Consider the following 13,084-nt stretch of genomic DNA (forward strand, 5'->3'; position numbering starts at 1 on the left):
CTCGGATCGTCTGGTTTCGACCGACCCCACCTTACCGCCCCATGCCTGGAAAGGCGCCCCTCCCTTCCACTCGTTACCAGCCGAGGTGTGACCATGGCCGCTTACGGCTACATCCGGGTCTCGACAGACGAGCAAGCCCTTGAAGGTCAAAGCCTTGACGGGCAGGAGCGCACCATCCGCTCCCTCTGCGAGAAGAGCGGCGCGCCGCTGGCCCGGCTGTTCGTGGATGCCGGCGTGTCGGCGAAAATCCCGCTGCGCGACCGTCCGCAGGGCGGGGCGCTGCTGGCGGCGCTGAAATCCGGCGACAAAGTATTCGCAACAAAACTCGACCGCCTGTTTCGATCCGACACGGATTTCTGCGTGACTGTGGACGATCTGGCGGAGCGCGGCGTGGATGTGGCGCTCAGCGACGGCACGCCGGACCCGACCAAGGGCGGCATGGCGCGCATCCTGGCCCTGGTCATGGCGGGGTTCGCCCGGTTCGAGCGCGAGATGATCGGGGTCCGCACCCAGGCCGGCATGGACGAGCTGAAAGCCAAGGGCCGGTACCAAGGCGGCAACCCGCCGTTCGGATTCCGCCGGGAGGGCGACGCGCTGGTCCCCATCCCCGGTTTCGACGCGATCAAGGGGCGCATCGTGGAACTGGCTTCCGCCGGCACGTCGCTGCGCCGGATCGCCGACACGGTTTCCGCCGAGTACGGCATCAAGGTCACTCACCCGACCGTGAGCGCCTTCCTGAAAGACCGCGCCGCCGAAGGAGACGCCGCATGACCAAGCCCCCGAAAACCTGCGACATGGACCTGCGGCTGGCTGTCACCGCGGCGCTGCTGTCCGCCGGCACGCCGCGTGACGCCATCCGCCACGAGATCACGCTGGACAGCTCGTCCAGCGACGGGCGGGCTGACATGGTTGTCGCACTGGACCGCGCGCTGATCGGGATCGAGCTGAAGTCGGGCAAGGACACGCTGGCCCGCCTGCCCGAGCAGCGCGAGCGGTATGGCGCCCGGTTCGACAAGCTGGTTCTGGTGCTGGACGTGCTGCACGAGCCCGCCGATTACGCCGCATGCTGGGCGTTGGGGTTCGACGCCGTGCGCACCTTCGACGGCGGAACCCTCAGGGAGTCCGCCGTTCACTTTGGGGCGTCCGCCCCGTGGGAGCCTGAAACCTACCGCGATAGCCGTCGCTTCGGCGCCGGGGAGCGCATGGCCCCGCACGCCATGCTGTCCATGCTGTGGGCGGACGAAGCCCTGCGCCTCTCCGCCGATCTTGTCCAGGCCGGCATCATCCCGGCTTCGAGTGGCGACCAGCGGTACCGGGTCATCCCGCACGCTGCCGAGCACGCCAGCATCGGCCAGCTTCGCCCCCGGATCGCCGCCGCCCTCCGCTCCCGCCGGCTGAACCGGTGGGAGGAAGCCTTCTGGACCAACTTCGACGCCCTGACCAAGGAGGCCGCATGAACGCCATCGCCATCACCCCCGCGGCCACCCCGGTGCCGATTGACGCCACGCCGGTCGACCAGCGCAAGCCCGCCACCGTCTGGGACATGCTGGTCTGGGCCTACGGGTCGCAGCGCGCCGACCGGCTCGGGCTCGGGCGCAGCCACGGTTCCAGGTTCCTGTGGGCGGAATACCTGTCCAGCCTGGACGGCGACATTCCGGCGGCCATCCACCGCGACGCCGCTGCGGCCCACCGGATCGTGATCGGCATCCTCGACCCGGAGATTGCCCGGCTGGTCATCGAGGCGGCGCGGACCGGCGAGGAGCCGGAACGCCCGACCGCTCAGCCGGAGGTGCGGGCAATGCCGAACATGGACCGCGGCGCCGGGGGAGCGATGCACGCCGTCCGCGGCGAGTGGGTCACGGTCCCGGAAATCCTGCTGACCCGCGCCGAGGCCGCCAAGCTGGCCGAGACGGAGGACCACGGCGAGATCGAGCGCTGGGCGACAAAGGACCGGACCCACAAGTGGAAATACCGGATCGACCTGCGCCCGCGCCGCCGGCTGCGTCGAAAACAGCGCGTGGTGTGCGCTACCACCGGGGCGCCGCTGGACACGAATTCGGGCTGGGCGACCGGCGACCGCCTCTGGTCCCCTTACTGCCCAGTCGAGTACTGGCCCGATCCGGCGTATCTGGACATGCTGCGCGCCATCGTGGACCGGTTCGAGGCCGCTTACGCCGAGCTGGAGGAGGCGTTTTTGCAGGTCCCGTTCCGGTCCCGGCGAATCATCCGCGACGAGCGGTACCCCATCGGCAAAACCTAACCCTTTATCGCGAAAAAAGGATTTGACCCCTGGGAGGGTCGGGTGTAGGGTCGCAGTTAATCGCCGAAATCCGACCGCAGAAACCTCGCTGGGCACGTCCCAAGCGGGGTTTTTCGCGTTCGGGGCGATCGCAACCATTCCCGAGATCCGCAGGCGCGCAGCACCGTCCTGGTCCCGCCAGAATGCACGATGACGCCGCGCGGCGTCGCCTGCGGCCCTACACATCGCCTTGGGCCCGTCATCCGGCCCCGCTGGAGACTGTCATGCCCTTAGACGCCGGACCGGACTGGTTAGCGCAGGTAACGTCAGGTGCCGTTGCCGTGGCTTCCAGCTTTGTGGGGCGCATGATGGTTCACGCAGGGCAGGTCCAGTTGGGACGCCGGAAATTCTGGTCCAAGGAGCTTGGGCTGGAGACCGTCACCGCCGTTGGCATGGGGCTGGTGCTCGACGCCATGGCCGGGCATCTCGGCATCGACGGGCAGGTCCGCGTCGGCTTCGTGGTGGCGGGCTCGTACATCGGGCCGCGGATCATCGAGGCCGTGTGGCAGACGGTGCAGAGCCGGCTGCCGCGGGCTCGGGCGGACTGACCAGAAAGCAATTCACAATTGCGCATTCAGGAGGTTGGGCATGAAGCGACTGCTGATCGGCGCCGGGCTTGGCGCCGTGATGGCGCTTGGCTTGGCGTCCGCCGCTGTCGCCCCGACCGAACGGGCGGTGATCCGCACCGAGCAGCACGACGTTTCCCGGCTGGAGCGCAAGGTTGACCGCCTGCGCCGCCGCCTTCGCGACCCGCTGCGAACCGCCTCGAAGGAAATGGCGCGCCGAGTTCGGCAGATCGCCGACGGTGCGCTGCGACCCGCCAACGGGCTGATGGGGACGAGATGACGAAGCGCTGCAACGAGACCTGCATGACGGACGGCCGGTGCACATGCGCCCCGCGCCGCGTCGTGACCGAGGGACTGGACGCGAGCGGCGAGCCGTTCGTGGCCGTTGACGGGACGCGGGTCCATGCGCGTCACGAGCTGGTGGAGGATGGGGCGGGACGGCTGTCGCTCAGCATCATCCCGGCCGATTGGGTCGGGCGCGTGCTGGTCGAACAACCGGACGAACCAGCATGAAGCCGCTGAGCCAAAGCCTCGCCGACGCGGTGCGGATCATCGAGGCGCTGATCGAGCGGCAGGAGGACGGGCGCCATGGAACTGGGGATCGCGCGGACGCTGCGCAACGCGGTCGCGGGTGAGAGGTCTTGCCCGCCTGGCCCACGGCGACGCTCGGCCGTCGACATGCAATGGGAAGCGCGGCGCGCCCAAGAAGCGGCCTCGAACGCGCGGCGGCTGGCCGACTATCTCGCCAGACGGGCGGCTTTGAAACTGGAGTGACGCCATGGCGCGAAAGCCGAAGGGCGAAGTGATCCGCCTCGGCGGCCTGAAGCGCCCCATGCCGCCGGCCGACCTGTGCGAGCCGCTTCCGCCGTGGCGCTTCGTCCCGGCGGTCGACCTGACGGAATGGCTCATGGCCGTCTTCGTCTCGGAAACCGGGCTTCTCGCCAACCCCGAACACGCGCACCTCCGGCAGGCCAACATCGCCTGCCTCTGGGCGAACCGGCCGCTCGTCGTGAAGATGAACCGGGCTGTCGCCATGGCGGAGATGCCGCAGCCACGCGGCAACGCCTGGACCGCCGGGCGCGCGGAACAGCAGCTTGAGGACTGGTTCGGCTACGAGCCGGACTTCCTGTTGACCTTCGACGCGGTGTGGTGGGTCGAGGCGGACGACGCTTCGGCCTGCGCGACCGTGGAACATGAACTCTTCCACTGCGGGCAGCAGCGCGACGTGTTCGGCGCTCCGAAGTTTGGACAGGACGGACGGCCGACATTCGGCATCCGAGGCCACGACGTCGAGGAATTCGTGGGGGTGGTTCAGCGCTACGGCGTGGGCCACGCTGCGGGCCGTACGGTCGATCTGGTGCGGGCCGCGAACTCGGCCCCGACGATTGCCCCGGCGCTCATTGGGGCGGCTTGTGGGACGTGTTGCCGGAAGATGGCGTAGTCTGGACCGCTATGGACGGGATTGATTGACATGGCAGTCCTGAAACCAGAGGTGAAAGCCTTCATCGTTCAGGCCGTCGCCTGCTTCGATCCACCGTCCACCGTGGTCGAGTCGGTCAAAACGGGATTCGGCGTTGTCGTGTCTCGGCAGCAGGTCGAGGCGCACGACCCCACGAAGGTCTCGGGCCGCGGGTTGGCCGAGCGCTGGAAGGAGCTTTTCGAGGAGACCCGCAAGGCCTTCCTCGAAGACACATCCGCCATCGGCATCAGCCACAAGGCGGTGCGGCTGCGGGCGCTGAACCGGATGGCTGCGAAGGCTGAGGGCATGGGGAACATGGCCTTGGCCGCGCAGCTCATGGAGCAGGCCGCGAAGGAGTGCGGCGACGCCTTCACGAACAAGGTGCGGAAGGAGTTGAGCGGGCCGGGCGGTGCGCCGATCCCAGTCGCAAACCTGTCCGTCGACGAGTGGAAGGGCATCGCCCGCGAGGTGGCCGACGAGGTTTGACCATGCTGGACATGACGCCGGAGAAGAGGTTCGCCGCGGTCCAGCTCGCGCGCGAGGATCTGTACTTCTTCAGCCGGTGGATGTTCCTCCAGCGCAAGGGCTTCAAGTGGCAGCGGGCCAAGCATCACGCGGCCATCTGCGCGGCCCTGACGAAGGTGTTCCGCGGGGGAAGCCGGCGGCTGATTCTGAACCTGCCGCCGCGCTACTCCAAGACGGAGATCGTCAAGAACTTCATCGGCTGGGGGCTCGGGCACCATCCGGACAGCGAGTTCATCTACACGTCCTACTCGGGCCGGCTGGCGTCGGCCAGTTCATGGGACGTGCGCGGCATGGCGCAGCACCCGGCTTACGGCGAGGTCTTCCCTTCGCTGGCGCTGCGGGACGACAGCCAAGCCAAGGACGAGTGGCGGACCACGGAAGGCGGCATCGTCTACGCGGTCGGCGCGGGTGGCACGATCACCGGCTATGGCGCCGGCAAGATGCGGCCCGGCTTCGGCGGGGCCATCCTCATTGACGACCCGCACAAGGCCGACGAGGCCCGTTCGGACGTCATGCGGCAGAACGTCATCGACTGGTTCCAGAACACGCTTGAAACCCGCGTCAACGGGCCGGACACGCCGATCATCCTCATCATGCAGCGCTTGCACGAGGGGGACTTGGCCGGCTGGCTCCTGAATGGGGGGAACGGCGAGCGATGGGACCATGTGTGCCTGAAGGCGCTGCAGGACGACGGCACCGCCCTGTGGCCCGAGAAACACGACGTCGCCGAGCTGCGCCGGATGCGGGCCGCGAAGCCCTACACCTTCGCGGGCCAGTACCAACAGCAGCCGGCGCCGCCCGAAGGCAACATCTTCAAGCCGGACTCGATCAAGCCGATTGAGGAGTTGCCGGCGGGGACGCGCTTCGTCCGGGCCTGGGACCTTGCCGCGAGCGAGGACGAGGGCGATTGGACGGTCGGCGCGAAGCTGGGGCAACTGCCCGATGGGCGCTATGTCATCGCCGATATCGTGCGGCTCCAGGGCGGCCCGGAGCGCGTCGAAGAGGCCATCGTCAACACCGCGGCGCGCGACCGCCGGTCCGTCGCGGTCTGCATCCCGCAGGACCCCGGACAGGCCGGCAAATCGCAGGTCCGCTACCTGACCAAACAACTTGCCGGGCACACGGTGAAGTCCAGCCCGGAGAGCGGCGACAAGATCACGCGGGCCGAGCCGTTCGCCTCTCAGGTGAACGTCGGCAACGTGCTGATGCTGGCCGCGCCGTGGAACGATGCGCTGATTGCCGAAATGCGGGTGTTCCCCAACGCCACGAACGACGATCAGGTCGACGCGCTCTCACGGGCGTTCAACGAGCTGTTCCAGGGCGCCCGAATGACCGTCTCCGATTCCGTCCTGGCCCGTGCCGCCCAGCCCACCACGAGGCGTCGATGACCACCCAGCCGAAGCACAGCAAGCGCCCCCGCGGGCGTGGCGCCGCTCCGGCGCAGGATGCCGCGGCGCCGGTCGAGCAGCCGCCGGCCAAGCCGAAGATGCGCGTCACGCACACTGCGCTGATCGAGGCGGCGCGCAAGCCCGGACGGCCGGACGCGGTGCACCCGTTCGTCGCCCCGTCCCACCCGCCGGGCGTTGCCCCGAAGGGGTCGAACGGCATGGCGATGGACAGCGCCTCCGACGCCTCCGCCGCGGCCATGTTCGCATGGGCGGCCAGTAGCGCATGGCACGAGGGGCAACAGTTCCTCGGCTACGCCTACCTGTCGGAGCTGGCGCAGCGGCCCGAGTACCGCCGCATCAGCGAGACGCTGGCGCAGCACATGACCCGCAAGTGGATCAAGATCCGCCACGTGGGCGACGGGCAGAACGGCGATGACGGCGAGGACAAGTCCGACAAGATCGCGGCCATCGAGGCGGAGTTCAAGCGCCTGGGCGTGCAGGAGGCGTTCCGGAAGATCGCGGAGGACGACGGCTTTTTCGGTCGGTCGCACCTCTACCTCGACACCGGATCGACCGAAGATCCTGAGGAGTTGAAGAAGCCCATCTCCAGCGCCGACGGCACGCCCAGCCCCGCCAAGGTCAAGCGCGGCAGCCTGAAGGCCGTCCGCCCGGTCGAAGCCGTCTGGTGCTACCCGACCGCCTACAACAGCAACGACCCGCTCAACCCCGGCTGGTACAATCCGGAGAGCTGGTTCGTGATGGGGAAGGAGGTCCACGGCTCCCGCCTGCTGACCTTCATCGGGCGCGAGGTCCCCGACATGCTGAAGCCGGCCTACAGCTTCGGCGGCCTGTCGCTCAGCCAGATCGCCAAGCCCTATGTGGACAACTGGCTTCGGACCCGGCAGAGCGTCGCGGACATCGTGAGCGCGTTCAGCGTCATGGTGCTGAAGACCGACCTTCTTGCGCAGATGGCGGACGGGGAGGCGGCGGACGAGCTGTTCCGGCGCATCGACCTGTTCAACTCCCTGCGCGACAACCGCGGCGTGATGGCCGTGGACAAAAACGCGGAGGACTTCGCCAACGTCTCCGCCCCGCTGTCCGGCCTGGACGTGCTCCAGGCGCAGACGCAGGAGCACATGTCGGCCGTGTCAGGAATCCCCATCGTGATCCTGCTGGGCATCCAGCCCGCGGGGCTCAACGCCTCGTCGGAAGGGGAGTTGCAGGCCTTCTACGACCACGTCCACAGCCTCCAGGAGCGGTTCTTCCGGCCCAACCTGGAGCGGGTGCTGCAGGTCGTGCAGCTCAGCAAGTTCGGCGAGATCGACCCGGACATCGGGTTCGAGTTCGAGCCGTTGCGGAGCCTGGACGAGAAGGAACAGGCAGAGGTTCGGTTCATCGAGGCGCAGACGGGCGCGATCTATCAGGAGATCGGCGCGATCGACGCTCCGGAGATCCGGGAACGGCTCATCCGCGACGAGGGCAGCCCCTACAGCGGCCTGTCCAGGGAGCGCAGCACGGTTCCGCCGGCTGGCGAAGAGGGCGGCGGCATCCCGCCGCTGCCCGGCCTGGAGAAGCCGGCCGCGCCCGCCGCGCCGCCGCAACAGCAAGAGGTGGCGTGATGGAAGCGCTGATCGAACGGGCCGTCATCCTCGTGACGGGCGCGGTGGTCGTCGTCTGGCTGCTCGTGCTGGGCGGTGGCCTGTCGTGCGGGGAGCGGAGGCCTTTGCCCCCGCCGCGACCACCGAAGGACTGAGGGGCAAGGCCCATGTGCATCCTGTGCGACGCGCAGCCGCGCGGGCTGGTCGGGCTGCCCCGCGGCCTCGCCTTCGACCGGGCCAACAAGCCGTTCAGCAAGGCAGCCGTCATGCGGGCGCGCCGGGCTGAAGAGTCATACGCTCGCGAGCTTCGCGGCGTGGCCCGGCAGGTCGGGAACCTCGTGCGCGGCACGTTCCAGCCTGGAGACCTGGGGTGGGCCGTGGGGATCACCGACGCGCTCAACCGCTACGCCAAGGTCATTGAGCCCTGGGCGGATGCGGTGGGCCGCCGGATGCTCGCCGACGTCGCGGCGCGGGACCGGAAGATGTGGCTCGACGCTGGGCGGCAGATCGGCCGGGCGCTGCATGCCGAAATCGAGGGCGCCCCGACGGGCGCGCTGATGCAGGCGCGGCTGGCCGAGCAGGTCCAGCTCATCACCAGCCTTCCCACGGAGGCCGGGCAGCGGGTCCACAAGCTGACGGTCGAGAGCCTGACCAACGGCACCCGGGCGGAGCAGATCGCGCAGGAGATCATGCGATCCGGCGACGTCGCGGCCAGTCGGGCGAACATGATCGCGCGGACCGAGGTCGGGCGCACGCAGGCCGAACTGGTGTCGGCCCGGTCGCAGGCCATCGGGAGCACGCACTTCAACTGGCGCACGGTCGGCGACTCCGACGTGCGGCGGGATCACCGGGCGTTGGATGGGAAGACGTTCGAATGGAACGCGCCGCCGGTCGCCGACAAGCGGACCGGCGCCCGCGCTCTGCCTGGGGCAATTTACAATTGCCGGTGCTACGCGGAGCCGGTGCTTTAGCCGACCGTCCGCAGGATCGCGGACGCACGTTCGCCTGTCGGGCCGCCGGCCTTCGCCAGTTCCTCCAGGAATCCCGCGGCGCGCTCGATGAACGCCGCGGCCTCATTGCCCACAAGACGCTCCTCCGGGACCACCACCTCGAAGCTCATCAGCTCCGCGTCCCGGCGGAGGTCGTCCACCAACTCACGGATCGCCTCAAGGGCGAACGTCAAATCATCGGCCATCGGGCCAGCCTACAGGGGTTCCCACCATGCCGCCAAGCATCCCGAAGGACGCCGCTCCGTCCTACCTAGGCGATCTGGTGCGTCTGCTCATCCGCTTCTTCATGGAGGAGGCGGCCGAGCCGGAGCATCAGGGACCGGACGATGGGCGCGCGAAGGGCGGACCGCCGCCGAAGATGGCCGCCGGCATCATCTTCCGCGCGCCGGACGGGTCGGTTCTCCTGCTGAAGCGCAGCCCGGACGACGTCAACTTTGCGGGGCACTGGTCGCTTCCCGGCGGCGGGGCCGACCCCGGCGAGACGGCTGAGCAGGCCGCGACGCGCGAGAGCCTGGAGGAGATCGGGCGCGAGCCGCCCGGCCCCCTCCGGCTCATCAGCCGCAAGGAGACGCCAACCGGCATGGTGTTCCACACCTTCGAATGCCCGGTGGCGGACAGGTTCGAACCGACGCTGAACGGAGAGCACACGGATTTCGTCTGGGCGCTGCCGGACGCTCTGCCTGATCCGATGCACCCGAAGGTGCGGGCGACGCTGACCGGTGGAGGCGCCGCGGACAGCGTGACCACGGACCGGCTGGCGATGGACCGCGACACGGTGCGCCAGAAGGACGAGGATGGGCGCCTGAAGGTCGAGCGGGCCAACATCAGCAAGGCCGTCGTGAACCCCTACCTGGGCCGGGAAATCCCCGGATGGGAGGCGCTGGGGCTGGACCCCGGCAAGACGTATCGACTTCTGCGCCACCCGGACGAACTGGCCCGCGCTGCGCCGACCTTCAACGCGCTGCCGCTGCTCGACACCCACGTCCCTTCCACCGCCTGGGATCACCCCTTCGGTAAGGTCGTCGGGACCACCGGCACAGACGCGGCGTTCCAGCCGCCATACCTGACCAACAGCCTCGCCGTCTGGACCGCCGACGCAATCGCCGGGATCGAGGACGGGAGCCAGAAAGAGCTGTCGTGCGGCTACCGCTACGACCCGGACATGACGCCGGGCACGTACGAGGGCCAGCCCTACGACGGCGTGATGCGCAACCTTAAGGGCAACCATGTGGCCCTGGTGAAAGAAGGGCGAGCCGGCCCGGACGTGGTTGTCGGCGACGCGAAACCCCTGGAGATCGAGAGCATGAGCAAGCGCAAGGGAGTCGTCGCGAAGCTGCGCGACATGATGAAGGGCAAGATGGCGCAGGACGCCATGGGCGAGGCCGAACCCCTCCTGGCCGAGCTGGAGGCCGGCGACGAGGCCGAAGCCGTCGCCCCGGCCGTCCGCAAGACCAAGGCCGAAATCCTCGCCGCCCTGGCCGGCAAGCTGGGCGAAGAGGACATGGCCGCGCTGGGCACCATGCTCGGCGAGGACGAGGAGACCAAGGAACCCGGCGCGCTCCAGCCGCCCGCGGCCAAGGACGAGCCGGCCCCGTTCTCAGGCAAGCCGATCCCCGGCGGCGGACAGGAGCCCATCACCAAGGCCGCGATGGACGCCGCCCTGGCCGCCGAGCGCACGAAGACCGAGGCCGCCGTTATCGCCCGCATGAACGCCGTGGCCGAGGCCCGCGATCTGGTCCGCCCGGTCGTTGGCACGCTGGCCGTCGCCTGCGACAGCGCCGAGGGCGTCTTCAAGGCCGCCCTGGAAATGCGCGGCGTCAACCTGAAGGACGTCCACCCCAGCGCCTACCGGGCCATGTGGGACATGCACGTGCAGGCCGCCACGCCGCGCCGCGCGCCCGTCCAGGCCATGGACGCCGCGAGCGCCAAGGGCTTCGCCGATCGCTTCCCCGGCGCCGGCCGCATCGGCACCGCCTGACACGGGCAGGCCCCGCAACACCGCTTCAACGGCCCCCTCTGCGGGGCCTTCTTTTTTGGGAGACTGAACCATGAGCGGCGGATTCCAGTCGCAGGTCAATGCCCAGCCGGCGCCCGCCGTCGAGGGTGATTTCGCCTCCACCAACCCGCGGCACAACGCCCTGGCCGGTCCCGGCGCCTTCGTGGCCGGCCCGGACGGCGTGACCGTCGGTCGCTTCGCCTGGGCCGACTTCAGCACCGTCGACGCCAACGGCGCGCCGGCCATCGTCAGCAGCCACGGCATCGGCAAGCCCACCGGCATCGTGCCGCGCCGGCAACAGGGACTCATCACGGACTTCCTGGGCAGTTCGTCCCTGTCCGTGCCGCAGGGCTTCCCTGTCGAAATCTTCAACGCCGGGGATATCTGGGTCAAAAACAACGGCTCGGCCCAGGCCCTTCCCGGCATGAAGGCCTACGCGCGCTTCTCGGACGGGGCGATTTCCTTCGCCGCGACCGGCAACCCGACCAACGCCACCGTCACCGGCTCCATCGCCCCGACCCAGGCTGTCGTCACCGGCAGCATCAGCGGCAACATCATGACCATCACCGCCGTGTCGTCCGGCACCGTCGTCCCCGGCGGTGTGCTGTCCGGTACCGGCGTCGCCACCGGCACCCGCGTCGTCTCGCAGGTCTCCGGCACGGCCGGCGGTGTCGGCGTCTACTCGGTGGACATCCCGGAGCAGACGGTCGCCAGCACGACCATCACCGAGGATTACGGCACGCTGACCGTCACCGCCGTAGCCAGCGGCACGCTGACCGTCGGCGCGGTCCTGTCCGGCTCGGGCATCACGGCCGGCACGACCATCACGGCGTTGGGCACCGGTACCGGCGGCACCGGCACCTACCGGGTCGGCACCTCGCAGACGGCAAGCAGCACCACCGTCACCGCGGCGGTCAACATCGAGACCCGCTGGGAGGCCCGCTCGTCCGGTCTGGCCGGTGAGCTGGTCAAGGTCACCACCACCCCGATCGGCTGATCGGACGCCATAACAGCCCTTCGGCAAGGCCTCGTCTCTCTTCGCGCCGCGAGCCGGCGCCCATCACGGGAGTTCCCCATGCCCATCCGTTTCAACACCCAGGAGGAAGCCCGGACCGCGTGGGCTTCGGACCGCGAGCGCGCCGAGCGCCTGGGCGTCTACAGCCTCGCCACCGGTTACCTGTACGACGGCCCGCGCTTCGACTACACCATCGCCATGGACGCGCAGCCGGGCCTGTCGACCGACCCGAACAGCGCCGTTCCGGCGATGCTCACGACCCTGATCGACCCGGACGTCTTCGAGATCCTGTTCAGCCCGACCAAGGCGGCGGAGATCCTGGGCGAGAACCGCAAGGGCACGTGGACGGACGACACCGCCATGTTCCCGGTGGTCGAGCACACGGGCGAGGCGTCCAGCTACGGCGACTTCGCCGAGAATGGCCGGGCCGGCGCGAACACCAACTGGCCGCAGCGCCAGTCCTACCTGTTCCAGGTGATGAAGGAATACGGCGAGCGCGAGCTGGAGCGCGCCGGTCTGGCCCGCATCAACTGGGTGTCGGAGATCGACAAGGCCGCGGCCACGACCCTGAACCGCTTCACCAACCTGACCTACTTCTACGGCGTCCAGGGCCTCCAGAACTACGGCCTGCTGAACGACCCGAACCTGTCCGCGGCCCTGACCCCGGCGACCAAGGCCGCGGGCGGCACGGCGTGGATCGCCGCGGGCGTCATCAAGGCGACCGCCAACGAGGTCTACGCCGACATCCAGGCCCTGTTCTGGAAGCTGGTGGCGCAGTCCGGCGGCCTCGTGACGCAGGAATCCAAGATGACCCTGGCCCTGGGCCCCGGCAGCGCCGTGGCCCTGACCGCGACGAATACCTACAACGTCAACGTCACCGACCTGCTGCGCAAGAACTTCCCGAACCTGCGCGTCGTGACGGCGGTGCAGTACGGCATCCGGTCGGCCAGCAACCCGCAGGGCGTCGTCGTCGGCAACCTCGTCCAGCTCATCGTCGACGAGATCGAGGGGCAGGACACCGGGTACTGCGCCTACAACGAGAAGATGCGGGCGCACAAGATCATCCCCGCCACCTCGTCCTACAAGCAGAAGGTCACGGGCGGGACCTGGGGGGCGATCATCCGCATGCCCATGGCGATCGCCCAGATGCTCGGCGTCTGATCGACCCGTCCCCGGTCGGCGCTGACCGGGCGCCCGGCAACCCTCCCGCCGGGCGCCTGCCTGAGCT

Annotated in this window: 17 protein-coding genes; 16 read left to right on the plus strand and 1 reads right to left on the minus strand. The window is 69.0% G+C overall.

The features are described 5' to 3' along the window. Positions 1-93: 93 nt before the first annotated feature. The 13 genes from Sp245p_RS25830 to Sp245p_RS25880 all read left to right on the plus strand — a co-directional run bounded on the left by Sp245p_RS25830 (position 94) and on the right by Sp245p_RS25880 (position 8,806). Positions 94-771, plus strand: a complete 678-nt coding sequence (locus Sp245p_RS25830; RefSeq protein ID WP_014199412.1) for a recombinase family protein — start codon at positions 94-96, stop codon at positions 769-771. Further along, complete coding sequence (locus Sp245p_RS25835) at positions 768-1,457, plus strand: hypothetical protein (protein WP_014199411.1); 690 nt, start codon at positions 768-770, stop codon at positions 1,455-1,457. Before Sp245p_RS25830 ends, Sp245p_RS25835 begins: the two co-directional genes overlap by 4 nt. Further along, on the plus strand, positions 1,454-2,260 hold the full coding sequence (locus Sp245p_RS25840) for a hypothetical protein (protein WP_014199410.1): 807 nt from the start codon (positions 1,454-1,456) through the stop codon (positions 2,258-2,260). The genes Sp245p_RS25835 and Sp245p_RS25840 overlap by 4 nt, the downstream gene beginning before the upstream one ends. Before the next feature lie 263 nt (positions 2,261-2,523). After that, positions 2,524-2,847: a phage holin family protein gene (locus Sp245p_RS35165; protein ID WP_014199409.1), complete on the plus strand. Its 324-nt coding sequence runs from the start codon at positions 2,524-2,526 to the stop codon at positions 2,845-2,847. 40 nt (positions 2,848-2,887) lie between these two features. Then, positions 2,888-3,145 (plus strand): hypothetical protein, encoded by a 258-nt coding sequence (locus Sp245p_RS25850; protein WP_014199408.1) that lies wholly within the window; start codon positions 2,888-2,890, stop codon positions 3,143-3,145. Further along, positions 3,142-3,378 carry a hypothetical protein gene (locus tag Sp245p_RS25855; protein ID WP_014199407.1) on the plus strand — a complete coding sequence of 79 codons (237 nt, stop codon included), beginning with the start codon at positions 3,142-3,144 and terminating at the stop codon, positions 3,376-3,378. Before Sp245p_RS25850 ends, Sp245p_RS25855 begins: the two co-directional genes overlap by 4 nt. Continuing rightward, a complete protein-coding gene (locus Sp245p_RS36325; RefSeq protein ID WP_014199406.1) occupies positions 3,375-3,500 on the plus strand; it encodes a hypothetical protein in 126 nt (41 codons plus the stop codon). Before Sp245p_RS25855 ends, Sp245p_RS36325 begins: the two co-directional genes overlap by 4 nt. 143 nt (positions 3,501-3,643) lie before the next feature. Then, the gene (locus tag Sp245p_RS25860) at positions 3,644-4,306 is read left to right on the plus strand and encodes a putative metallopeptidase (protein ID WP_014199404.1); all 663 of its coding nucleotides are present in this window, start codon (positions 3,644-3,646) and stop codon (positions 4,304-4,306) included. 30 nt (positions 4,307-4,336) lie between these two features. Beyond that, positions 4,337-4,810: a DUF2280 domain-containing protein gene (locus tag Sp245p_RS25865; protein ID WP_014199403.1), complete on the plus strand. Its 474-nt coding sequence runs from the start codon at positions 4,337-4,339 to the stop codon at positions 4,808-4,810. A gap of 2 nt (positions 4,811-4,812) precedes the next feature. Next, on the plus strand, positions 4,813-6,237 hold the full coding sequence (terL, locus tag Sp245p_RS25870; RefSeq protein WP_014199402.1) for a phage terminase large subunit: 1,425 nt from the start codon (positions 4,813-4,815) through the stop codon (positions 6,235-6,237). Continuing rightward, positions 6,234-7,856, plus strand: a complete 1,623-nt coding sequence (locus tag Sp245p_RS25875) for a phage portal protein (protein ID WP_014199401.1) — start codon at positions 6,234-6,236, stop codon at positions 7,854-7,856. The genes terL and Sp245p_RS25875 overlap by 4 nt, the downstream gene beginning before the upstream one ends. Continuing rightward, complete coding sequence (locus Sp245p_RS36330; RefSeq protein WP_014199400.1) at positions 7,856-7,990, plus strand: hypothetical protein; 135 nt, start codon at positions 7,856-7,858, stop codon at positions 7,988-7,990. The genes Sp245p_RS25875 and Sp245p_RS36330 overlap by 1 nt, the downstream gene beginning before the upstream one ends. 12 nt (positions 7,991-8,002) lie before the next feature. Next, positions 8,003-8,806 carry a phage head morphogenesis protein gene (locus Sp245p_RS25880; protein WP_014199399.1) on the plus strand — a complete coding sequence of 268 codons (804 nt, stop codon included), beginning with the start codon at positions 8,003-8,005 and terminating at the stop codon, positions 8,804-8,806. Here the strand turns inward: Sp245p_RS25880 and Sp245p_RS25885 are convergent. Beyond that, on the minus strand, positions 8,803-9,030 hold the full coding sequence (locus Sp245p_RS25885) for a hypothetical protein (protein ID WP_014199398.1): 228 nt from the start codon (positions 9,028-9,030) through the stop codon (positions 8,803-8,805). The two genes, Sp245p_RS25880 and Sp245p_RS25885, sit on opposite strands and share 4 nt — an antisense overlap. Before the next feature lie 26 nt (positions 9,031-9,056). Here Sp245p_RS25885 and Sp245p_RS25890 point away from each other — a divergent pair, with 26 nt between their 5' ends. From Sp245p_RS25890 to Sp245p_RS25900, 3 genes are all read left to right on the plus strand, one after another. Continuing rightward, a complete protein-coding gene (locus Sp245p_RS25890; RefSeq protein ID WP_014199397.1) occupies positions 9,057-10,823 on the plus strand; it encodes a DUF2213 domain-containing protein in 1,767 nt (588 codons plus the stop codon). A 70-nt stretch (positions 10,824-10,893) separates the two neighbouring features. After that, positions 10,894-11,838, plus strand: a complete 945-nt coding sequence (locus Sp245p_RS25895; RefSeq protein ID WP_014199396.1) for a structural cement protein Gp24 — start codon at positions 10,894-10,896, stop codon at positions 11,836-11,838. A 78-nt stretch (positions 11,839-11,916) separates the two neighbouring features. Next, the gene (locus tag Sp245p_RS25900; RefSeq protein ID WP_014199395.1) at positions 11,917-13,017 is read left to right on the plus strand and encodes a major capsid family protein; all 1,101 of its coding nucleotides are present in this window, start codon (positions 11,917-11,919) and stop codon (positions 13,015-13,017) included. Positions 13,018-13,084 lie beyond the last annotated feature (67 nt).

The organism is Azospirillum baldaniorum (assembly GCF_003119195.2).
Lineage (GTDB): Bacteria > Pseudomonadota > Alphaproteobacteria > Azospirillales > Azospirillaceae > Azospirillum > Azospirillum baldaniorum.